General features: G+C 39.4%; 21 protein-coding genes. 5 read left to right on the top strand and 16 right to left on the bottom strand.

The genetic code is table 11. The features are described from left to right. Positions 1-8: 8 nt before the first annotated feature. The 5 genes from CA265_22330 to CA265_22310 form a co-directional block, all read right to left on the bottom strand. Positions 9-2120, bottom strand: a complete 2112-nt coding sequence (locus CA265_22330) for a peptidase C39 (GenBank protein ARS42246.1) — start codon at positions 2118-2120, stop codon at positions 9-11. A 4-nt stretch (positions 2121-2124) separates the two neighbouring features. After that, a complete protein-coding gene (locus CA265_22325; GenBank protein ID ARS42245.1) occupies positions 2125-3285 on the bottom strand; it encodes a secretion protein HlyD in 1161 nt (386 codons plus the stop codon). Between the two features lie 61 nt (positions 3286-3346). After that, positions 3347-3553: a hypothetical protein gene (locus CA265_22320; protein ARS42244.1), complete on the bottom strand. Its 207-nt coding sequence runs from the start codon at positions 3551-3553 to the stop codon at positions 3347-3349. Between the two features lie 307 nt (positions 3554-3860). Then, positions 3861-4394 carry a hypothetical protein gene (locus CA265_22315; protein ID ARS42243.1) on the bottom strand — a complete coding sequence of 178 codons (534 nt, stop codon included), beginning with the start codon at positions 4392-4394 and terminating at the stop codon, positions 3861-3863. A 192-nt stretch (positions 4395-4586) separates the two neighbouring features. Continuing rightward, the gene (locus tag CA265_22310) at positions 4587-5117 is read right to left on the bottom strand and encodes a superoxide dismutase (protein ID ARS42242.1); all 531 of its coding nucleotides are present in this window, start codon (positions 5115-5117) and stop codon (positions 4587-4589) included. A gap of 121 nt (positions 5118-5238) precedes the next feature. On the opposite strand from CA265_22310, the gene CA265_22305 reads away from it, so the two are divergent. Together CA265_22305 and CA265_22300 are read left to right on the top strand one after the other, a co-directional pair. Next, positions 5239-5586: a hypothetical protein gene (locus CA265_22305; GenBank protein ID ARS42241.1), complete on the top strand. Its 348-nt coding sequence runs from the start codon at positions 5239-5241 to the stop codon at positions 5584-5586. Between the two features lie 116 nt (positions 5587-5702). Beyond that, complete coding sequence (locus tag CA265_22300) at positions 5703-6554, top strand: EamA family transporter (protein ID ARS42240.1); 852 nt, start codon at positions 5703-5705, stop codon at positions 6552-6554. Here CA265_22300 and CA265_22295 read toward each other — a convergent pair whose 3' ends face one another. Then, on the bottom strand, positions 6555-6839 hold the full coding sequence (locus CA265_22295) for a hypothetical protein (protein ID ARS42239.1): 285 nt from the start codon (positions 6837-6839) through the stop codon (positions 6555-6557). It abuts the gene before it with no gap. Continuing rightward, positions 6811-7440, bottom strand: coding sequence for an NADPH quinone reductase MdaB (locus CA265_22290; protein ID ARS42238.1), 630 nt, complete (start codon positions 7438-7440; stop codon positions 6811-6813). The genes CA265_22295 and CA265_22290 overlap by 29 nt, the downstream gene beginning before the upstream one ends. A gap of 99 nt (positions 7441-7539) precedes the next feature. Here CA265_22290 and CA265_22285 point away from each other — a divergent pair, with 99 nt between their 5' ends. Next, positions 7540-8442, top strand: coding sequence for a LysR family transcriptional regulator (locus tag CA265_22285; protein ID ARS42237.1), 903 nt, complete (start codon positions 7540-7542; stop codon positions 8440-8442). Between the two features lie 96 nt (positions 8443-8538). Continuing rightward, positions 8539-11034 (top strand): hypothetical protein, encoded by a 2496-nt coding sequence (locus CA265_22280; GenBank protein ID ARS42236.1) that lies wholly within the window; start codon positions 8539-8541, stop codon positions 11032-11034. Between the two features lie 132 nt (positions 11035-11166). Here CA265_22280 and CA265_22275 read toward each other — a convergent pair whose 3' ends face one another. Together CA265_22275 and CA265_22270 are read right to left on the bottom strand one after the other, a co-directional pair. Further along, a complete protein-coding gene (locus CA265_22275) occupies positions 11167-13173 on the bottom strand; it encodes a urocanate hydratase (GenBank protein ARS42235.1) in 2007 nt (668 codons plus the stop codon). An 18-nt stretch (positions 13174-13191) separates the two neighbouring features. Then, complete coding sequence (locus CA265_22270) at positions 13192-14727, bottom strand: histidine ammonia-lyase (GenBank protein ARS42234.1); 1536 nt, start codon at positions 14725-14727, stop codon at positions 13192-13194. Between the two features lie 76 nt (positions 14728-14803). Here CA265_22270 and CA265_22265 point away from each other — a divergent pair, with 76 nt between their 5' ends. Further along, positions 14804-15697 (top strand): transcriptional regulator, encoded by an 894-nt coding sequence (locus CA265_22265; protein ID ARS43093.1) that lies wholly within the window; start codon positions 14804-14806, stop codon positions 15695-15697. 54 nt (positions 15698-15751) lie between these two features. On the opposite strand, the gene CA265_22260 is transcribed toward CA265_22265, so the two are convergent. The 7 genes from CA265_22260 to CA265_22230 form a co-directional block, all read right to left on the bottom strand. Continuing rightward, positions 15752-16297, bottom strand: coding sequence for a hypothetical protein (locus CA265_22260; protein ID ARS42233.1), 546 nt, complete (start codon positions 16295-16297; stop codon positions 15752-15754). A gap of 16 nt (positions 16298-16313) precedes the next feature. Continuing rightward, a complete protein-coding gene (locus CA265_22255; protein ID ARS42232.1) occupies positions 16314-17156 on the bottom strand; it encodes a hypothetical protein in 843 nt (280 codons plus the stop codon). A gap of 621 nt (positions 17157-17777) precedes the next feature. Next, on the bottom strand, positions 17778-18224 hold the full coding sequence (locus tag CA265_22250) for a hypothetical protein (protein ARS42231.1): 447 nt from the start codon (positions 18222-18224) through the stop codon (positions 17778-17780). Between the two features lie 11 nt (positions 18225-18235). Beyond that, positions 18236-19888 (bottom strand): hypothetical protein, encoded by a 1653-nt coding sequence (locus CA265_22245; protein ID ARS42230.1) that lies wholly within the window; start codon positions 19886-19888, stop codon positions 18236-18238. A gap of 3 nt (positions 19889-19891) precedes the next feature. Next, a complete protein-coding gene (locus CA265_22240; protein ARS42229.1) occupies positions 19892-20695 on the bottom strand; it encodes a hypothetical protein in 804 nt (267 codons plus the stop codon). Between the two features lies 1 nt (position 20696). Further along, positions 20697-22496, bottom strand: coding sequence for a type IV secretion protein Rhs (locus CA265_22235; GenBank protein ID ARS42228.1), 1800 nt, complete (start codon positions 22494-22496; stop codon positions 20697-20699). Between the two features lie 12 nt (positions 22497-22508). After that, positions 22509-23096 carry a hypothetical protein gene (locus CA265_22230; protein ID ARS42227.1) on the bottom strand — a complete coding sequence of 196 codons (588 nt, stop codon included), beginning with the start codon at positions 23094-23096 and terminating at the stop codon, positions 22509-22511. Position 23097: the final 1 nt, after the last annotated feature.

Raw genomic sequence — 23097 nt, 5'->3', positions numbered from 1 at the left:
TCGTGAGTTTAGGCCAAATGGTATTTCAGTTCCTGATGGCTGCCCTGCTCTACCACTACGCCTTTATCCAATACAATAATTTTATCCGCATTATTCAGTGTGCTCGATCGGTGTGTAATTACAATTACGGTTTTCTGTTCAGCTTTTAAAAATTCGATCATCCGTTGCACATGTTGCTCAGAAACCGAATCGAGCGACGAGGTGGCCTCATCTAAAATCAGAATTTCCGGATCGCGGTATAAAGCCCTTGCAATGGCAATGCGCTGCCTTTGTCCGCCAGATAATGACGTTCCGTTTTCACCTAAATAGGTTTGAAAGCCTTTGGGCAAAGCCTCAATAAAGCCAATTAAACCTAGTTTAGTGGCAATATCAATAATCCTTTGCATATCGGGTTCTTCTTCGCCGATGGCAATGTTATCAATTACATTACCGGCAAATAAATCGATCTGTTGCGGCACTACCGATACCATTCTGCGAAGCGATGAATTGGTGATATATTTCAGATCATATTTTCCAATACGCACATTGCCCGCCTGTATAGGATAAATATTCTGCAGGATAGACATTAAAGTCGATTTTCCCGAGCCACTTTCGCCCACAATGGCTGTAAATTTGCCCTGTGGAATGGTTAAATTCAGGTTTTCGAAAACAGGCAGCCTTGCTCCATAGCGGAAGGAAACATTTTCGAAATGGATATCGCCAATTTTCGCGGCACTCAGCTCAATCTGGTTTTCATCACTTTCGCGTTCCAGATCCATAATTTCGAACAAACGGTCGGCCGCAATAACCGCATCCTGTACGGTTTTGTTCATCCCGATCAATGAAGAAACCGGCCCTGTAAAATAACCGATCAACGTATAAAACGATAGTAATTCTCCTGGCGTAATCGAATTGCTTAACACGTAACCTGCGCCTACCCAAAGCAATACAATGGTAATCATGCGCGAAATAAATTCGGTAGAAGTACCCGATACAACGGCATTGATATTCGATTTAAAACCTGCCTGGAGCAACTTGATAAAACGGGTTTCGGTTTTGTCGTTAGCATGATCTTCCAGCCCGAAACGTTTAATCGTACCTACTGCATTTAAGCTTTCTACCAACTGCGATTCGAGCTCGGCAGCATCTTCCATTAACCTGCGCTGCGTACGTTTGTTAAATTTATCGGTAATAAAATATATAACCAGGTACAAGGGGATAACGGTAAGCGTGATGAGTGCCAGTTTCCAGTAGTAGGTAAACATCATGATGAACGAGAAGAAAACAATAAAAATGTTGACCACAAAATTTACGCATACATCATTTAAAAACGCTCTGATTTTGACGGCGTCGTTAATCCTTGAAATAATTTCGCCCACCCGCATGGTATCAAAAAACTGCTGAGGTAAACGGAGCAGGTGTTTGTAGTAGCCTAAAATAAGCTGCGAATCGATTAACTGACCGGTTTTTAAGGTAAAAATTGTTTTTGCCGAGCCGATAAACAACTGCACCATCAGAATAACCATCATGGCAATACTCATGAGGTTGAGCAGATTATGGTTACCATCTACCAGCACAAAATCGACTAATTTCTGAACAAAAATAGAGGTGGATAAACCCAGCACAGTATAAACAATAGCACCAAATAAAACTTGCGTCAGAATGCCTTTGTGCGGTTTAATCAAACTCCAGAATCTACCTTGGATTGATTTTTTTTCATTGCCAATCTGAAAATCTTCTGATGGCAACAATAAAACTAAAGCACCAGTCCATTCCTTTTTGAATTCATCGTGCGTTTTACGGTGCACTTTCCCATCTATAGGGTCCATCACCTCTATAAACTTACTGTTTACTTTGTAAATCACTACATAATGCTGAAGGATATCATTTACAATGATATGTGCGATAGCGGGTGTAGGTATTTTAAATAAACTATCAAAAGGTGCTTTTACACCCTTCGCCTCAAATCCTAGTTTTTGGGCCGCTTCTACAAGTCCTAAAACGGTTGTACCTTTTTTATCGGTCCCGGCAAGCTGCCTGATCCGGGCAACAGCCAAATCCAGTTTATAATGAGCCGCGATTGAAGCCAGACAAGCCGCACCACAATCTGTTATATCTCGTTGCTTAACCTTTGTACTCATGGCCTTATGTTTTTTGGATTAAGTTTGGATTAACCCAATCATCTACCTTATCGTAAAGTAATTGATATAAACTCCGGTCGGTTACTTTAAAACGGGCCGTAAAATTCATTCCTTTTTTAAGGTATCCTTTGTAACCGTTTTTTAGCATCAGAAAATTTTTATCCATTAAACACTTTACTTTAAATGCCGGCTGGTTACCATTTAAAATAACAATATCATCCGAAATATCGATCACTTTACCGACGGCCAAACCCCACTGGTTATAATTATAGGCATTGATCTGAAAATGCACTTCCTGCCCTTTTCTAATCAGGCCAATATCTGAGGGATTAATGTAGCAATAAGCGGCCAATCCGGCATCAGGAGAAACTTCGCCTATTTTTTGATTGGCAAATACGTATGCGCCATTCTGCAAACCAATTAAGCTCTGTACAGAACCATCAATCGGGGCACGCAATACATATTGTTTCTTCTGTTCGTTAAGTTCTGCCTGCTGGCCGGAAAGCTGACGCAGTTCGTTGCGGTAACCATTGGCTTCGGTTTGCCACTGGGTTTTATATTTGGTACGCACCATTAAGTAAACCGATTCGGCCTGCTCGAGTTCGTATTTGTATTTTTCGTATTCTGATTGCGTTAACACTTTATTTTGATAAAGTTTGCTGTAACGCGCAAAGGTGCTGGTAGCCTGTCTTTTTGCAATACCGGCATTTTTTAATTCTTGCACATACTGCTGCCAGGATGCTACATATTGCCCGGTTTGCAGGCTTGATGAACCGCCATTAAATGACAGCAACGTATGGATATCCTCTAAAAATTGAGTGATCTGGTTTTTACGCGTTTCTACCAGCGCATCTTGCTGTTTGGGTAAACCGGCATCAATGGCCAGTAGCGTATCACCTTGTTTAAGTCTTTTATTATCCGAAAGTCTGTACTGTATCAACCGGCCATTAACCGGCACAATAAGTTCGGTTTTTTCGATGGTCGATTGTAAAATGCCTGTACCATTTATACTAATGGGTATTTTAATAAAGGGAAGGGCAATCAAAACAATTAAAATGGCTGCCACGGCAACAATATAAATTAACTGGCTTGATTTACTAATTCTGGAACGGTAAACGAGAGCGGTATTTGAAATTCTTTCAGTCGAGTAGCTGGTTATCGCCATAGTGTTGAAATCGTAAAGCATCCGCTATCCCGGAACCGGGACAGCGGATACAATAAATTGCTTATAGACTCCAAACAAGTTTCAAAACATTGGTTACTGTTTTGTTTAAAAATGCTGAAGTGTCTGCGCCAACTGCATTTAAAGTTCCTGAAAGAGAAGCTAAAAGTTCGTTTAATGTATTGTTAACAATACCACCACCTTCAACTTGTGACATTTCAGTTGTGTTCATTTCTTTAACACCAAGATTTTTTAATTCTAAACTTTTCATACTAGATTTTTTTGAGTTTTAAGATCCCTACTCTTTTGAAGGCTTTTCGGGATGCGCCTGATGCTTGGCCAAACACTTCAACGAATGTAATAATATTAGCTATACAGATGTAGTATTAAACACCTAACACAAACCTAACATTTCTATAATACAGTTTAATAAAACGGCCTCAGCTCATTAAAAACGCAATATTTATTGATTAATCACCGTGGCATTTATCATATTCAATTTATTCATTAACCTTAAACCGTTTTATATTCTTTTTATTCGCTGTATGAAGGGCTGGGATCTTAAAAAAACCAATGGTCTAGATGCCGTTCATTTCCATAAACGCAGTCTCTTTTTCTGCAATATGATCATCATCAATGGCATACGATTTAATATTGGCAATTTTCATTTCATCAATTACATCTACAAAATTCTGAAACCTGGCCGTTTTACTAGGTTTTATAATGACGATCATATATTTGGCCGGGTTATGCTGATGGGTTTCAGCAACCAGCTTCTCATTTGCGATGATCTCTTTTTGAATGTTGGCTACCGCAGTAACCTTCATATTTGCCTTTTCTATTGTGCCCATGTAGCAAACAGCCTTGTTGTTTTTGCCGAGCAGGATGGTCATGGTGCGCGATTCGGGATACGGTTCAATATGTGCGCCGTCGTCTTTAATGGGTTTAGCGATATCTGCCGCGTTTAAAGAGCCCAATGAAGTGGTGAGCATAAAAAAAGTAGTTAATAAAAACATCAGATCGACCATTGCGGTAAGGTCTACCCTTGGTGTTGGTTTTTTGTTTCTTCCTTTTACGGCCTTGCCGTTTTGAGATTCGTTTAGAGTTGCCATAATAATTTAGGTTTTTAAATGATGATGACAAGCCCGATCAAATTGCATAAAAAAAGCGGTTAAAAATTTAACCGCTTTTTTATAGTTCTGATGTCACACTGAGCTTGTCGAAGTGCATTTTTTTCATTAACAAAGAGTCTTCGACAGGCTCAGACTGACAGGTTTAGTATTTAAATATCGCTAATAAGTACTTTATTTCACCGCTTCAATTACCCCGCAACCTACCCGTGGCCCTGAGTTACCAGTTGGTTGTGTCGTATAATCGTCGGTACCGCCATGTACAATAATGCCACGGCCAATGATATTTTTGATATCTCCATCCTTCACACTCCATCTATCGGTAGTCACCGAAAGCGTAGCATGGCCTTTATTATCTAACATGATGTTGCCAATATCTCCGCTATGATAAGCAGCAGATCCCCATTTGCCATGGGCTTCTTTGGTAGGATTCCAATGCCCGTGTGTATTTTCGCCCATATTGCCGCAATCGCCATGTTCGTGAAAGTGAACGGCAACATTACTATCTGCACGTGCGGCAAAATTCATCTCGATATCCATCTTAATTTTTCCATCACTCAATTCGTAAAACTTTGCTGTTCCAATGGTTTTTGTGTTATCAGCAGTTTCTGTTAATGTGGCCCGGGCAATTTCTTTGTCGGTTTTAGCACAAGCACTAATCAGTGCTACGCCTGCTATAGCTAAGCTTAAAAGGTAGTTTTTCATTTTATAAAAATTTAGTTTGTATAAGAAACAGATTGACAATCATTTAGTTTGCTTAAAAAGAAGGATGGCCAAAACCATTTCGAATGCCACTTGTTTAATAAATAAGTAAAATCGTATAACTATGGAACAGCCAATTGCAATGAACACTTTGAGTCAAATTTTGGAGAAATTGAGGCTGAAAGGAAAAGATAACGAATTAAAAATATCCGACCACGGTAAAATGCAGAGTAAATCACTCGGCAAAATTTATAAACCTGAAGATTTAACCATTGTAAAAACTTATCGCTTTGAAGGAGATTCAGATCCGGCCGATAATTCTGTGTTATATCTTGTAGAAGACCAGGATAAAAATATCGGGTACATATTAGACGCTTACGGCATCTACTCTGATAATGAAGGCCCGGCATTTGATGATTTCTTAAAGAAAATTCCTACCGAAAACAGAGACGAACAGGAACTGTTTTGTTAATAACCTAAAATCTGATTGAAAAGGGAGAATTAGCGTAATCTGATTCTCCCTTTTTTTATTTTAAAAGATTAGCAGGGTATAATTCCGTAATTTTGCGCCTCATTTACGAGCACCAAATGAAAAGCAAAATCAATATTCCACCCATACCAGCTGTTTTACTCTCTATTATTAGTGTACAGTGTGGGGCGGCAATTGCAAAAGGGCTTTTCCCACAAATTGGTGCTGCTGCTACAGCTTCGTTACGGATTGGTTTATCTGCAGTGATTTTATTAATTGCCTTTAGGCCAAACCTGTTTAAACTAAACGCCAAGCAATGGAAATATGTTGTGCTGTATGGGGTTTGTTTAGGGGTAATGAATATGGTATTCTATATGGCTATAGCAAGAATTCCGATTGGCTTAGGCGTAACATTAGAATTTGTTGGCCCTTTAGGGCTGGCCATTTTTGGCTCTAAAAAACCGGTAGATTTTCTTTGGGTAATACTGGCCGCAGCCGGCATTGCGCTAATTGCCCCATGGACAAGTACAGGATTAAACGTTGCGGGTGTGTTACTGGCACTTTTAGCTGGCATTTTTTGGGCAGCCTATATCATATTGGGCGGCAGGATCTCAAAAATAATGAAAGGTGGCGATGCTGTGGCCATTGGAATGTTATTCGCTACCCTGGTCATTTTGCCATTTGGCATTTTTGGTGGTGGTTTAAGCGTTTTAAATCCGCAGTTATTGGGTTTAGGAGCAGCGCTTGCGCTACTATCAAGCGCTATCCCGTTTACCCTCGAAATGAGAGCCCTTAAGCAGCTTCCTGCTCGGACTTTCAGTATTTTAATGAGCCTCGAACCTGCCATGGCTTCCTTAGCTGCACTCGTTTTTTTACAAGAATACCTCACTCTAAAAGAGTGTTTTGCAGTGGCTTTTGTTGTCATTGCTTCTGCAGGTTCTTCGTTAACAGCCAGGCGTGCAAAACTATAATTAAGCCAGTTTGGCTGTTTTATAAATTACAATTTCAGCTGTCAACTGATCAGCTTGTGCCACAAAGGCTAAAATATAAGGCTGCTCATTGTGCAGATCTAAACTGGCCTGATCTTTCCATTCCTCCTGAAAAATAAAAGTACCATCGCCTGCAGCTTCGTGCAGATCATACTGAATGCAGGCTTCTTCCTTACGCGAATTGGCTACCATATCCAATAACACAGCCCTTAGTGCGGCTATGGTTTCTTTTTTACTCTTAACTATTGCTGTTAGATAAATGCTCATATACTTCAGTATTTAAAAAATTTTGGGTCAAATGTTCCTGGTGCAATGTAAGTGCGCTCCTCATATCGGCGTTCTTTTCTACATCGTGAAAATGGATGCCATCTATCCTTTCCATTCCGGTAAAAGCATTCATTCTGTGGAAACCAAACAATACGCCATCATCTACACTGGTTTCCATAAAAAACTCTTCAGGTAAGGTAAATGCTTCTTTTGGCGCGTTCCACGATGAGGTGACCATATACTTACGGCCATGTAACATTCCGCCAGTACCATAGTTTCTTGTCGGATTATCGGCTTTACGGCCATCACTGATATAGATTCCTTTTTTATGTCCTTCGGTAAATACCACATCAATGTATTTTTTAAATTCATGCGGCAACTGAAACCACCAAATGGGCGTGTGATAAATTACAACATCTGCCCAGACATATTTTTCTACTTCTGCTTGCGGATCGTAATCGTGATTGATATTGGTTGTTTTGACTTCAAAACCAGGTAATGAGGAAAAGAAATCGGCTGTTGCATCCGCTATTGTTTCGTTAAATCTTCCTCCGGAGTGACCAAACTTTTGTCCTCCATTAATGATGAATATTTTTGTCATTTCGTTTTTCTATTTTGATAAGACAAAATTACTGCGCTTGAACCTATTATTAAAACAAGTTAATTCATAGCTTTGTATCAGAATTATAATACTAAAAGAATGGTTAATTTAGAATGGTATCGAAGTTTTAAGGCGATTTATAAAACCGGAACCTTAACCGGTGCAGCAGAAAATCTGTTTATTTCGCAGCCTGGGGTAAGTTTACATTTAAGTTCTTTAGAAAGTTATGTCGGCTACAAACTCTTCGAGCGTACGGGCAGGAAAATGATTCCTACCGAAAAAGGGAAAGTGTTATACAATTTTATTGTAGAGCCGCTTGGAAAACTGGAAGATGCCGAAAAACATTTTCAAAAAAGCACGGAGAAACACACCCCAACCATCAGCGTGGGTATGTGTTTTGAGACTTTTCAGATTACGCTCGAACAATATATTTCTACACTTCCTTTTAATGTAATTATCCGTTTTGGCGAATACCCTGAAATGCTCGATCAATTGGATAAAGGTATTTTAGACCTCATTATTACCCCACAAAAAGGCAATTCGCCTAATGTAGAGCATGAGGCTTTTTCTTCCGAGACCATCGTGTTGGTAGGCGGAATAGAAACAGATGGGCAAACTTTTGATTCGTTGGTTAAAAAGAAAGATTTAGCCGGCATGGAAACCTGGTTAAAACAGCAAAAATGGTATGGAACTGCCGGCGATATGGAGCATCTTTTACGTTTCTGGCAGCTTAACTTTGGCAAACATGCCGATTTCCGCCCCAATTATATCGTGCCTAACCTCAATTCGATTGTACGCTGCTTATCTGGCGGAAAAGGCCTGGCTATTATCCCCGATTTTCTTTGCAAAAAAGAAGTTGAAGAAGGAAAGGTAAAGGTAATTTGGGAAGGCACGTCAAAACTCACCAACACTTTATATTTTGGTTGTAGAAAAAATACCCAATATGCATCAGAAATTCATATAATTAAAAACCTTTTTAAGGAGGTTATGGTTAGTATATAGTTTATATCAAAAATGATCATGTTTAGATACATGATTTAAATTTATCTTGAAAATTAGTTAAAATATTTATTTTAGAATCATTCCTTAAACCGCAACATGAGTCAATCAAGCCCTTTTTTAAGCCATGAGCAATTATTGGAAGTTTTTAATTTAACACATACGGCCACTGCCGTACATATTGGCGAAACGGCTATAATTCAGACGGCAAACGATGCCATGCTGAGAATTTGGGGAAAAGACAGAAGCGTGATCGGAAAATCACTCGAAGATGCCTTGCCTGAATTAAAAGGTCAGCCTTTTATCGATATGTTCCGCAAAGTATGGCTGGAAGGGTTGGTCATTTCAGGCAAGGATACTGCTGCTGATATCATCATTGATGGTAAATTGCAAACTTTCTATTTTGATTTTGAGTATAGGGCCATCAAGGATGATCAGGGAAAAACAATCTGTATTTTACATACCGCAATCGATGTAAGCGAAAGGGTACTGCGGCGCGAAGCTGTAGAACGGGCGCTTGAAAAAGAAGAAGCGCTACAACGCGAACAAACTTTAAATGAAGAATTGGCGGCAACAGTAGAAGAACTGGCCTCAACCAATGAGGAGCTTGTTGCCACAAATGAAGAACTACACGAAACACAAGAAACACTACACGTTTTAAACAACGAGCTGGAATTAAGGGTTGTTGAACGTTTTAATCAACTTTCGGAAAGCGAAAAACGGTTCAAAACCATGGCCGAGGGTACCGACATTTTTATTGCTGTTGGGGATGAAAGTGGAAAAGCCATATATTTTAATAAACCGTGGGTAAAACTTACAGGCCGGTCAATGAAAGACCTGCTCGACTTTGGCTGGGCAGATTTGATTCATCCTGAAGACCGGGATAGGTATGTCAATATTTACCTTTCGGCCCTTGCCGAAAAAAAACCTTTTGCCGGCGAATTTAGAATACTGACCAAAAAAGGTGATTACAGGTGGTTGCTTGCCAGTGGTCCCCCACGTTTTCATGCCGATGGCTCGTTTGCCGGTTACATTAGTTCTTGTATTGACATTACGGAGCGGAAATTAATTGAAATAGAGCGATTGAACCTGAACAAACTGATCGAGGCAAGTTCAGAATTTATTGGCATTGCCGAGTTGGATATGTCAATCCAATACCTAAATCCCGCCGCACTAAAAAAACTAGGCTGGCTTAACATCTCAAACAGAACAATCCTGGATTGTGTTTTTCCTGAAGACCGATTGCTGGCGGAGCAGATTATACCAGGCATTTTGAAGAATAATACTTTCAGACAGGAGATTCGGTTCTGGAATGAAAAAACAGGAAAGCCCTTTTGGATTGAATGGAATGGCTTTGCTATTCGAAATGAAGAAACCGATGAAGTAATTGCCATTGCGACGGTAAGTCCTGATATTACAGAACGAAAACTTTATCAGGAAGAATTACAAGGTATCAACATGGAAATGGCAGCAGCAAACGAAGAGCTGGCCACTACAAATGAAGAGCTTGCTCAAACGCATGATGATCTTATTCAATATACCAACAGACTATCAGACAGTGAAGAAAAACTCAGACAAGCGATAGAAACCGGTAGAATGGGCACATGGAGCATTAATCCGAAAACGCTCGAAGTTACCATGTCTGGCTTTGTTAAGGAGTTACTGGGACTGCCATTGGATCAACCTGCAGAAATGGATATGATTATGAAGGCGGTGAATCCGGATTACCATGATATGCTTTTTTCGGCGCTTGATAATGCCATCAAAAACCATTTACCCAGCGATACGGAATATCCCATTAACAATTTAATCGATGGCGAGGAAAAATGGGTGAGGGCAACCGGACGTGTATTTTTAGATCAGCACGGAAATGCAACAGAATACTCTGGTCTTTTTATTGATATTACTGAACAAAAATTAGATGAGCTTCGAAAAAACGACTTCATCGGAATGGTCAGTCACGAGTTAAAAACACCACTCACCGCGATCAATGGTTTTGTACAGGTTTTGCAGCGTAAGGCTAAAAAAGACGAAGATAATTATTCCGTTATCGCTTTAGATAAAGCGCATAATCAGATCAGAAAAATGACCACAATGATTAATGGGTTCTTAAATGTATCCCGTTTAGAGTCGGGGAAACTGCTGATCGAAAAAACAAACTTCAACCTGGATGAACTGCTGAAAGAAACCATCGAAGAAACTTATGTCTCACAATCGTCGCATCAAATTATATTAAACCCCACATGCGAGGTTAACATTAATGCCGACCGGAATAAAATCGGCAATGTCATTTCGAACCTGATTAGCAATGGCCTAAAATATTCAGACAATGGTACACGTATCGAGGTTACCTGCAAATTGTATGATACTGAAGTTGAAATTCAGATTAAAGATGAAGGAATAGGCATAAAACCTGGCGATATTGATAAACTTTTCGAACGTTATTACCGCGTGCAGGGCAATCATACCATTTCGGGCTTTGGCATCGGGCTTTATTTAAGTGCCGAAATTATTGAAAGGCATGGTGGCCGGATTTGGGCGGAAAGTGAAGAAGGCAAAGGTTCTGTTTTTCATTTTACTTTACCATTGAGCTAATCGTTTGCATTTTAACCGCAAAGTGGGCTAAGATTTGTAATGCATCGTCATTCCCGCGCAGGCGGGAATCTTAAAGCGCATTGCATGACGATTATCTTCGATGAATCGTGATTCCCAATCAAGGTAAAAAACTTAGTCAATCTCTAATCCATCCAATACCTCATCATCAACCAAATTTGGCAACGTAATTTTTAAAGTACCAGTCCGTTCCATTTCGCGTTCGATGGCAAAACGGGCTTCTTTGTTACGCGCCCAGCTTCTTCTGGCAATTCCATTATTTACATCATAAAAGAGCATATTTTGTAGTTTTTCAGCAGCTTGTTCAGTTCCATCCAATACCATTCCGAAACCACCATTTATCACTTCTCCCCAGCCAACACCGCCGCCATTATGTATCGAAACCCATGTGGCACCCCTAAAACTATCGCCAATTACATTGTGGATAGCCATATCGGCAGTAAATCTGCTTCCATCGTAAATATTGCTCGTTTCTCTGAAAGGAGAATCTGTTCCGCTTACATCATGATGGTCTCTGCCCAGAATAACCGGCGCCGATAATTCGCCTGTTTTGATGGCCTGATTGAAACGTAAGGCAATTTTTGCCCTTCCTTCTGCATCAGCATATAAAATCCGGGCTTTTGAGCCGACCACCAGTTTATTCTCTTTTGCCGCACTGATCCAGTTGATATTATCCTGCAATTGTTGTTGTATTTCTGCCGGGGCACTCAGTTTAATCTCTTCCATTACTTCTTTAGCCATTTGATCGGTTAAATCGAGATCATTTTCGTTACCTGAGGCACAAACCCACCTAAACGGACCAAAACCGTAATCAAAACACAATGGACCCAAAATATCCTCGACGTAAGATGGGTATTTAAAATCTATCCCGTTAGGCGACATTACATCTGCACCTGCCCTACTGCATTCCAGCAAAAAAGCATTTCCATAATCGAAAAAATAAGTTCCCTTGCCGGTATGTTTATTAATGCTTGCGGCTTGCCTTTTTAACGAATCCTGAACATAAACTTTAAACTGGCCAGGTGCACCGGCCATCATTTCGTTTGCTTCAGCGAAACTTAAACCAACCGGGTAATAACCACCTGAATATGGATTGTGTAGCGAAGTTTGATCAGAGCCAATGGCCACTTCAATATTTTCCTGATCAAACCGTTCCCAAACATCAACTATATTACCGATGTAAGCCAGCGATACCGTTTCTTTTTCTTTTTGGGCAACGATCACACGGTTAATCAGTTCATCTAAATTATCAATCAGCTCATCTACCCAACCCTGTTGTTGTCTTTTAGTTGCAGCTTTTGGATTTACCTCAGCACACACCGTAATACAACCCACAATATTGCCCGCCTTGGTTTGCGCGCCGCTCATGCCACCTAATCCTGCAGTAAGAAAAATTTTGCCTGCAGTATCCTTTCCATAAAAACCCTTTTTGCGAAAAGCATTCATTAAGGTAATGGCTGTGCCATGAACAATGCCCTGAGGCCCGATGTACATGTACGAACCCGCCGTCATCTGCCCATATTGGGTTACACCTAAAGCGTTAAACTTTTCCAGGTCTTCAGGCGAAGAATAATTTGGCACCATCATGCCATTGGTTACCACTACCCGAGGCGCAGCGGTATTTGATGGAAATAATCCCTGCGGATGCCCGCTATAAATATTCAGCGTTTGCTGATCGGTCATTGTAGCAAGGTATTGCATGGTTAAAAGATACTGTGCCCAATTCTGGAATACACTTCCATTTCCCCCATAAGTAATCAGTTCTTCAGGATGCTGCGCTATTGCCGGATCTAAATTATTCTGAATCATGAGCATAATTGCCGCAGCATGAACGGTAAGACATGGATATGCAGCGATGTCTCTTGCATAAATGGCATAATCGGGCATAAAACGGTACATATAAATGTGTCCGTAGTTTTCCAGTTCAGTTAAAAATTCCTGTGCAAGTTCCTGGTGCCACGCTTTTGGGAAATAACGCAAAGCATTTTTAACAGCCAGTTTTTTTTCGTCAGCTGTTAAAACATCCTTTCTTACGGGTGCGTGGCTTAATTCTGTATTTCTGGGTTTTTTTGCAGGTAATGTTGAAGGAATACCTGCCAATAGCTGTGCTTTAAAATCCATGTTTTGCAATTTTAAATTCTAAGTTAATGTTGATTCTGCCTCAGCTGCAACGGCTACAATTTTACCTTGCTGTACCATTTGAATGGCATTCTCCATCCTGTCGTACATAATCTGATCTTCTTCAAAATGATCAATTTCAGTCCGAACAAAATCGTGTACAGCAGCCAATATTTTTCCGGGTTTTAACGGATGATGATAATCAACAGCCTGCGCTGCGCAGAATAGTTCAATACCTAAAATTTTCTCTACGTTTTCGATCACCTGCAGGGCTTTACGTCCGCTGATCGAGCCCATGCTCACATGATCTTCCTGACCTAAAGAAGTTGGGATACTATCGGCACTGGCCGGGAAACAAAGTCCTTTATTTTCGCTGGCCAAAGCTGCCGAAGTGTATTGTACAATCATAAATCCTGAATTTAATCCCGTTTCTTTCATCAGCAGTTTCGGCACGCCAGGAGTATTTCCTTCCAGTGAAAGATAAATCCGTCTATCGCTGATATTCCCGATTTCCGAAGCAGCTAAACAGGCATAATCGAGCGGTAAAGCCAATGGCTGACCATGAAAATTACCCCCGCTAATGGTTAAATCATCATTAAATATGACCGGGTTATCGGTTACTGAATTCAGTTCAATTTCTAAAGCTTCCTTTAAATGTAACCATGCGGTTCTGGAAGCACCATGTACCTGCGGAATACACCTTAACGAATAGGGATCCTGTACTTTGGCGCAATCGGCATGCGATTTCATAATTTCAGAACCTTGTAACAGCTTACGCACCTGCTCTGCAACCGCAATATTTGCCGGATAAGGCCTCAACTGGTGAAGCTGTGCATGAAAGGGCTTTTCAGATCCTTGTAGGCCCTCAATCATCATTGCCGCAATGATATCGGCAGAATCCAATACATTTTCCAACCTTTGCACCACTTTAACGGCGTGTGCAGCGATAAACTGCGTGCCGTTAATTAGAGCCAGGCCTTCTTTCGGTCCCAATTGCAGTGGACTCATCTGGTATTCTTGTAAAAGTTGAGCTGTAGCAATAATTTCGCCTTTGTAATGAAGCTTTCCTAAGCCAATTAAAGGCAAAAAGAGATGAGATAAAGGGGCAAGATCGCCTGAAGCACCAACAGAACCTTGTTTGGGTACTACCGGTGTGGCACCTATTTCTAAAAACCAGATCATTCGATCGAGTGTTTCGATTTTAATACCTGAATATCCCTGCGCTAAAGCCTGCAGTTTTAAAACCAGCATCAGTTTTGATATTTCGCTATCTATCGGCTCACCTACACCAACAGCATGGCTTTTCAGAATATTTTCTTGTAATTTACGGGTATCAATCGCCGAAATCATGGACGTGCATAGTGGTCCGAAACCAGTATTGATGCCATAAACGGCTTTACCGGAAACCGCTATACGTTCAACCACCTGGCTACTTTCCAGCACTTTATCGCGGGTACTTTGACTCAATACACCTTTTATTTGGCCATTACTGATGGCTAAAGCCAGTTTAGCGGTTAAATGATCTGTTCCGTAATTAAAAATCTGTTGCTCGCTCATGTTAGAAAGGTTTTACACAAAAATAAGCCCTATATTTGATACCTATAAATACCAATTACATCATCATGTAATAACCATGAGTTATCAGATAGAGCTTAGACACTTAAAATATTTTCAGGTTTTGGCCGAGGAACTGAAGTTTAGAAAAGCCGCAGACCGCCTTTTTATTTCCCAGCCTGGCCTAAGCCGGCAGATTAAACAGATGGAGGAAATTTTTAATGCACCACTGTTCGATCGCAACAAGAAAAAGGTGGAACTTACCGCGGCAGGCCTATACCTTAAAGATGAGGTAGATTTTCTGTTTAGCCATATCGAGAACATCAAAAAACAATTAAGCAATATTACCGAAGGAAAACAGGGCGAACTCCGCATTGGTTTTTTAGGTTCAGCGGCGCAAAAAATCGTACCCGAAGTTATTTTTAAACTTAACAAAGATTTTCCGGAGATCAGAACCAATCTGGATGAAATGCCCAATAAGCTACAGATCGAACTACTGGAAAAAGATATGCTTGATGTGGGTTTTGTGCGAATGCAACAGTTTAAACCGGGTATCTCTAAACGCATGATTCACCAGGACACTTTTTCATTGGTATTGCCTAAAAACCACCCCATGAAAAAGGCCAATTTTGAAGCAGTAAAAAAATTAGGCGAAGAACCTTTTATCTTTTTCTCGAGTGATGACAGTCCCTTTTATTATGACCTGATGATGAGTATTTGCGAGGACCATGGTTTTAAACCCAAAACTTATCATAAATCGGTTAATGCGCTCACCATTTACAAGCTGGTAGAAGAAGGTTTGGGCATCGCTATTGTGCCCACCGCCTTGCAATACGGTTATCAGGAAAACGTAAAGTTTGTAGAGCTTACGCATATTCCGCAAAGAACCGAGCTCTACATGATCTGGAAAGAGTCTAACCGAAACCCCGCCCTAAAAAATGTAATTAAACTATTGTTGCAGGATAAGGTTTAGCTAACACCCATATTTTGGCAATAATAATGAAGGTCTCGACATCATAATTGGGGTCTAGTATAAAAAAAACACTAAATCCTTATTTTGTTGAATGGCCTTGTCGAATGCGAATCTAAAATCTTCTTTTTCACTTTCCAGGTATTCCTGATCAATATTTTCACGCTTCGGCCCAGATAGGAATCTGTAACTTTCATTTAACAATTCTGATGTAGAAATACTGTAGATCTCTGGAAAATCTTCTGGTGTTGGAATCGGGACAAATATTTTATACGTTTCTTTATTTAATGACCAATAATAAGCAGTGGAAAAATCACCACTAGGCGGTGAAATTAGTTCACCATAGTATTCACAAATTTTTTCGTAGACATAGCCATACATAAAAGCTAAATCAGGGAACCTAACCTCTCCATTAATAAAATCTCTCAGAATTTCCTTGGCATTTTTCCGGGAGTCGATTTCATCTTCGAAATCGTTGTCTAAGCCATTCAGTTCTTCAGAAAGCGCTCGTGAAAGTTTCTCAAAAGATGCCTGATTTTTACTGGCATAGAGCTCTTTTATTTTAATGGCCTCACAGAGATAACATTGAACCGAATAACTCATAGTTTTTATTTTTATCTTAATCTGCCTTTTCTTTCGAAATCAGATATTGAAACACCTGATCTTTAGATAAATCCCATTCTGGTTTTTCAGCAGGAATTTCAGCGAGAGGAGTTTCTAAAAGCGGGTGCGACACTTTTGGCATAGCTAATCCGTTTTGTTCTCTCAATACCTGAATTAGTCTGATTTCATAGGGAATGAGATCTAATGATAATATTTCACTAAACTTATCTTTTAGATCTAAAGCACTGTAGATGTGCATATCACAGATATCAAAAATTATAGTGGCTAACACTTCCAGATTTTCTGTGTTCCAATGATCTAGAAACTTTTTGTAGACATGTTCTTTGGGAAGCGTATCATAAAAATCCTGGTTGATGCTTTTGGTTGAGTATAGATCAAAAAGTGTGGCCACAAACAAATGATGGGTTTCATCATGCGTATAACTTTTTTTATCTTGATTAAATAAAAGCTGGAAATAATCTCTTGATAACTGAGCCAGTTTTTCCATTTTCCATATTGTAGCCAGGGCAATAATACAGCCAACCGATCTAGAGCTTACTTCTTTGTAATTGAAAAGCTTATACAGGATATGATCTTGCCACAATAAATATCTGGTAATGTATTTCCAGCCATCCTTATCTCCATTTAAGATTAGATGTTTGGGATAATCGCCAGCATGTACACCTAATCCCATGGTGAGATTTGATGCTAATCTATCAAACGCTTTATCCTTAACGTCTTCATCAATATACCTGATTATATCATCAAAAACTTTTTTTAAAGAGGCCTCCGTAAACGCTTCAGTTTTTAAATCTTTAATTTGTTTTTTAAATTTTTGAATTAGCTTTTCGTGGCCCATTATTATTTCTGTTTCCAGTTCTTAGGATATCAATGTTATGCTCAATATAAAATTCTTCTGATGCTGTGTATCCCTTTTGCTCTGAGAAATCTGATGCTGTATCTGAAATGGTTGCTAATAGAAAATGTATCTTTTTATTTTCCAATATAATTGAATCTGTAATTTCTCTCCCCAAGGAAATGGGCGGGTAAATATGTGGGAGTTTGATTTCTGGAATATACTCATTTAGTATATTTTTAAAACCGTTCTTGGTTCAGCAGGCCAATGATTTTTTGTAACATAAAAACCGGTAGTCGATAATATATCCCCCCATTTATCTAGCCTACCATCTCCTAACATCAGAATCTCAACACGGATATCTTTAACAGAATTATCTCGCATCTCAATTTCATGGTTACCCCTTTTTACTTTTTCAATTGAGGCTTATCCTCCCCTTGTATAACAAATAATGTCTAATAAAATCGTTTGGAAGCTCGTAATTAATTAAATTCTCAAAACTTAAATCCCAGCTTCTGTTTGTTCAAATACCATTTTAATACGCTCAGTGCTATAATCCTCTTCGTTTCATATTAAATATCAAATAATGTATTAAAAGATTATGCAAATTGCCAATTAAGGCTTTTACTTATTTAGATTTTTAATTGTGTTTTTGAGTACAGTAGATATAAAATTACCCTTTTTTCTTCCTATTGATGCGGTAATAAGTGTATGTGGAGATACCGGAACTGACATCTGATCATTCGTGATTATGGGTAGCCTATAATATGCATTTTTTTCATTTTCTAAGTCAATATCCCACTTAGCATTCAGATTTTCCCTAAAAATCCCGCCCACATAACTTACAATCAAATCCAACAAATGTTTATTGTCCTCCTTTAATAAGTCTTCTTTCTTTTCGAAACTATTAAGTAACCAAGCTTCAATATCATCAAGAGCTTCTATAGAGTAATCAAGTTTAACACCTGTCTTATCAAAAAATAAGGTCTTAAATTCTTGTTGTTTATCTGGAAGGGAAAACAACCATTCTTCAAAATCATCTCTAGTTAGCTTAAGTCTTTGTTCACTCATTTGTTTATTATTTATGGTTTTTGTGTTACAGTTATTCCGGCTTCACGCAAATCGTCTAATAGTGGCTGGCTTGCCCCTCCCTCTATTCTCCATTCAATATCCCACCCTTGTTCCACAAGCTTTTTATCACGTGCTATTTCTGATCGAATTTCCTCAGTTCTTGAGAAATAATTTCCAGATTTTACTTCCACACCTCTCATGTCATCTACATCAGCAATATCCAATCTTCTTGCCTGGCCATCAACATCAACCGTTACCTCCCTTTTTCCCCAACCAAGTTCTTGATGATATGCATCTGCTGCCGCGTTTCCTTTTTTAGCATTTAATAAATTGGCATCGTAAGTTTTACTCCAACGATCATAATCCCATTTACCACCATTTTGCTGATATTCTTCCCATCTCGCCAGTTTATGCTCTGGCGTACCGGGTTCAAGCCCCTTATACCCATTATGCACCAGCACCCCAGCTTCTGTAACAAAATAATTTTCATTATCCTGCACATCAAAATTGTATACAACAGCACTTTTGCTGATGAAACCGATATTTTTGACTGCAATTTTCTCACCATCAACCAGTTCCAACTCATCCAGAACAGAAATAGATTGGATTTCTTTCCATTCCTCATTTACAAGGAAACGATGCTCTGGGGTTACCTCAAATATAGTTCCATTTTGCAGTTCAACAACCATCATGGTTAATGTGGTACGGCGATGTGTTTGTGTAATAGGCTTTAATTCTCTTTGTCCACTTTTTTCACTTACCGTCCACACTAAAGTACCTACCACAATATCTTCAATATACATTAAGCCGTTGCCGGTATGCACGGTTGTACCTGCCGGGAAACAAACCAGCGAAGCTCCTTTTGCAGCAAAAACTGCTAAAATAAGTTCCTGCCCACTGGCCAGCAACTTATCGGTAACACTCATTTCTTCGTTAGTCCAAATGTCGTACTGCCCTTTGTAGGCTCCAAACATTCCTAAACCCCGCATAGCTCTGCAAAACCAGCTCATTTTACCAAATAACGAGGCAGGGTTAAACATGGCACCCATTTCTGTACGGGCAACAGCAAGAAACTCTGCCCCCGCTGCTTTTATTCCCTGCGAGCCCAATGTACCGGCCATACTACCCATACCGCGGCCTGCCAAAAAGCCAAAGGCAAAGTTTGCTATGTGCCCAACATTATTCATGGTGGTACTCATCATGGCTTCCCAAAACGTTTCCTTAATATCGATCAGTGCACCTTCTGGCGGGCAGCTTAACTGGCTTTGGCCAACAACCAAACCTTCATTTTTATGAATGATGAGATTTGGAGAAGAATTTACCCAAATTCTGGCTGCAGCGTTGGTTTTACACTTCATATATCCTGCCCCAATAGCGAGCAATAAAGCACCACCAATAATTAAAGCTAATGCCCATCCAGCAACCGGTACGGCCAACAAGGCCAGAGCCGCCACTAATAGGCCTGCTATAGCACCTGCCATAAATGCCATACTGCCCAAACATATAAAAACATTGGCCTTCATGGTATCTGCTGTTGTAGCTACCTTATTGCCGCTAAAGGTTACCTGATCCTGACTGGTAACCTTCATTTGTTTAAACATAGCGCCCTTGGGACAAACCAGGTAATGCTTTTCAGTTAGCCATTGTAAATCTTCATCAGCCATAAACTAAATGCTATTCAGATTTAAATATAAATCTGATTTATAATCATTATTTATCTGTTCAAACACTTTCATCTCAGCATTTTGCAAGATACCAGATACATTATAAGTAAATGATGCCTGTGTGTAGTGCTTAATATCAAAGTCTTTTTGCCCGGTAACCTTTGCTATCATCTGTGTATCTATCTTACCCCTATCATCTAATGTAGCTTCGGCATTGATCACATAACCATTTTCAATCACTTCTGAAGAAAAAGTTTGGTTTACCGGAATTAAAAAACCTATCCCCATCCGGTCTCTAACACTTCTTTTTTTTTGATACTCAACGCCATCAGCAGTATAGTTGAAAGCATATAAAAATAAATGCATAAAATGAGTATTTTCTAAATTTTCTAATAGCTCTGGCGGATTTGATAGTTCTCTTTCTTTATGTCTGATAATCTCAAATGCTGCAATAGGGTTAGTTTGCATTAATTCCTTTTTAAGCTTATCCCATTTTGATTTAATCTCAGGGAGATTTAACAATCCTTTTATATTTCCATCACTATTTATGCAAACCTGTTGACTACTGTAGATATAGGCGAGCTTATTTACATATTCTATCAGCTGAAACGTGTTTGGATCATAATACTCGGTTAACTCAACTTCTTTTTCTTCTATTAAATAATCTTGTAGCTCTGGTTTAATGGAATTCTGCCCAAAATATGATAATATATACTTTCCTATGGTAGAAAAACTATCCATCATGGTTAGCATTTTAACGTTTCCCTTAACCTGTAATTGATAATTTTTCTCAAATACTTTCTCCATATTAAGAATTTATTTTAACCGGTGAACCATCGATAACGGTTTTACTCCCTACAATATTCACATCTTTTCCGTTTAAACTCGCGGCGCTTTCTCCATTTAGCGAAAGTTCGTTTTTAGAGACAATAGATAATTTCGTTTCGAACTCCATGCTTCCGTTTTTACTTGGTGCGCCATCTCCAGTTAACTTAAAATCATCTGCTGCACGGATTTCTATATTTTTAGCCTGAATAATGATCTTATCTGTTTCCTTATCCATAATAATCATCACATTTCCTGTTTGAAGTTTAATACTATTATCTGTTGTAACCACGATAGCATTTTTTCCATCAATTGAAATATGATTTAAACCAGTTTTATCTTTTAGCAGCATCCCTCCACCATCATCCATGGTTAAGGTATGTCCACTTTTAGAGGTTAAACTTTTGCTGTTATTGCTGGCGCTACCGCCACTACCGCTTTTGCCATGAAATACCGATCCCAATACAATTGGCCTTGCAATATTGCCTTCTTCGAAAGTTAAAGCGACCTGATCGCCAATTTCGGGGATAAAAACAAAACCCCTGTTTTTACTCACTTTTTCGCTGCTTCCGGCATCTGGCGTAATTACCCTCAGCCATTCGGTTACATCATTGGTTTTACATTCCCATTTAAATTTTACTTTAATGCGCCCCTGTCCTTGCGGGTCAGCATTGTCAATTACATCTGCCAGTTGCATATCTGGATTGGGCTTCCTGTAATTTTTTACGGAAAGGCGTTCTGTTGTGGCTACCACACCCTCGAAGGTGTTGTAATATTTTCCTGTACCATCGATATTGTGATCAATGGTGGTGATCAGGAATTTACCAAGGCTTTCTGTATTAAAAGAAAGCTCTTTTCTGATACTCATTGTAATTTCGGCAATACTGCCTATACTCAAAGCAGCATTATCGCCACTGGCATTTACCTTTAAAAGATTGCTGATATGTGCTTTTTCTTCGTTCTGCACGTGGTTTTTAATGTCGCTGCTATTATCTACACGGATAAGTGATGGCTGATTAAAAGTTTTACTGTACATGGCATTTGATACCTGTATGGCATGCGCTAAATCTGGTGATCCATTACTTTGCCCACTACTTTCACTTTGCAGCATCTCATCCTGTTTAGGGTTATAGGCAAAACGTTTATTCTTGATGGGCGCAATTTCCATGGCATACTGCAGGTTTTGTACATCGCGCCCATAAATCAATGCAATTTCTTTCTGATCATCCGGCTTGCCAAAATTTAACTGTTTACCATCATAATAAAACCATTCGTGGTACTCACCCGATAACCTGTTCAGGAAATCGAAATCACTCTCGCGGTACTGAATCAGATAATCAATAGGTTCCTTTCTTGCAGCATTCGCTACTATTTTAATATCATTTGAAGGCACATCAGATGTGGCAAGGTTGACAATCGCATTTAAATCTTTATCAAGATAAGAACCCAGATCTGGCCCGCGATCGATCAGAATGGTTGGACTGTAACCACTCACAATCAGCACACCATGGTACCCATGGCTTTGTGCAAGCTCTACCTTAGTTACCAAACCAGCAAAACCTTGCAAATTGCCAGAATCGTAGCCAAATGATGCGGTTAAAGTTTTACCTACAAAATCGCGGCTGTCGTTTAGACTGATCATCCCTGGCGAACCCATCTGATCATGATTAAACCGCAGCTCGAAATAATGGTGTTCATTAAAAGCTTGTTTTAAACTAAATGAGGCAAAATGGGTAATTGCCTTATCTTCTATGTTAATTTCTGCAATGAGTTTCTTTTCCATAAATTCGATCTTTTAGCAAATCCACAAATAAATTCCGCTGGTTCTTGGGTCTAAGAAATAATCCTGATATAAACATTTATAGCCATCCCACAAGGTAAAATGGCCAGTTGCATCACTAAACTGGGTTTTAAAGCAGATGATCCCCGATACGCCGTCTATTTTATTTTGAAACGCCCTTAAATCATGATGTGCTATCCATTTCTCTCTAACTCCTTTTTCCACTTTAATATCAGGTTTTTTATATTTATGGTTGAGGTAGTCGAAAAATTCACTCACACGAAAACAATAGCGCTTTTGATCAGCTCCAGCAATAGTTTCGAACTTTTTAGTATACGGATATCGACTGGGTATGGCATGGATTTTCACCTTTTCCTGGGCTAGAAAATCCTGTTTTGTGGTATATTTCCAGCTAGGCAGGCTTAGGCTAAAAACCTTGTTATTAATACCCAGATAATTAAATGCCCTGCTCATCCTCACCACACAGGTATTGGTAATGTACGCTGCATTAACAGCACCACCAATTGTTGCCTTTACCAGTTCGCTACTTGTTGCGGGGTAATTTATCCTTAAATCGGTAAAACTTGGCAATGAAAGTGGCATG

Source organism: Sphingobacteriaceae bacterium GW460-11-11-14-LB5, assembly GCA_002151545.1.
In the GTDB taxonomy this organism is placed as follows: Bacteria; Bacteroidota; Bacteroidia; order Sphingobacteriales; family Sphingobacteriaceae; genus Pedobacter.
This window is presented reverse-complemented; position numbering and strand designations above follow the sequence as displayed.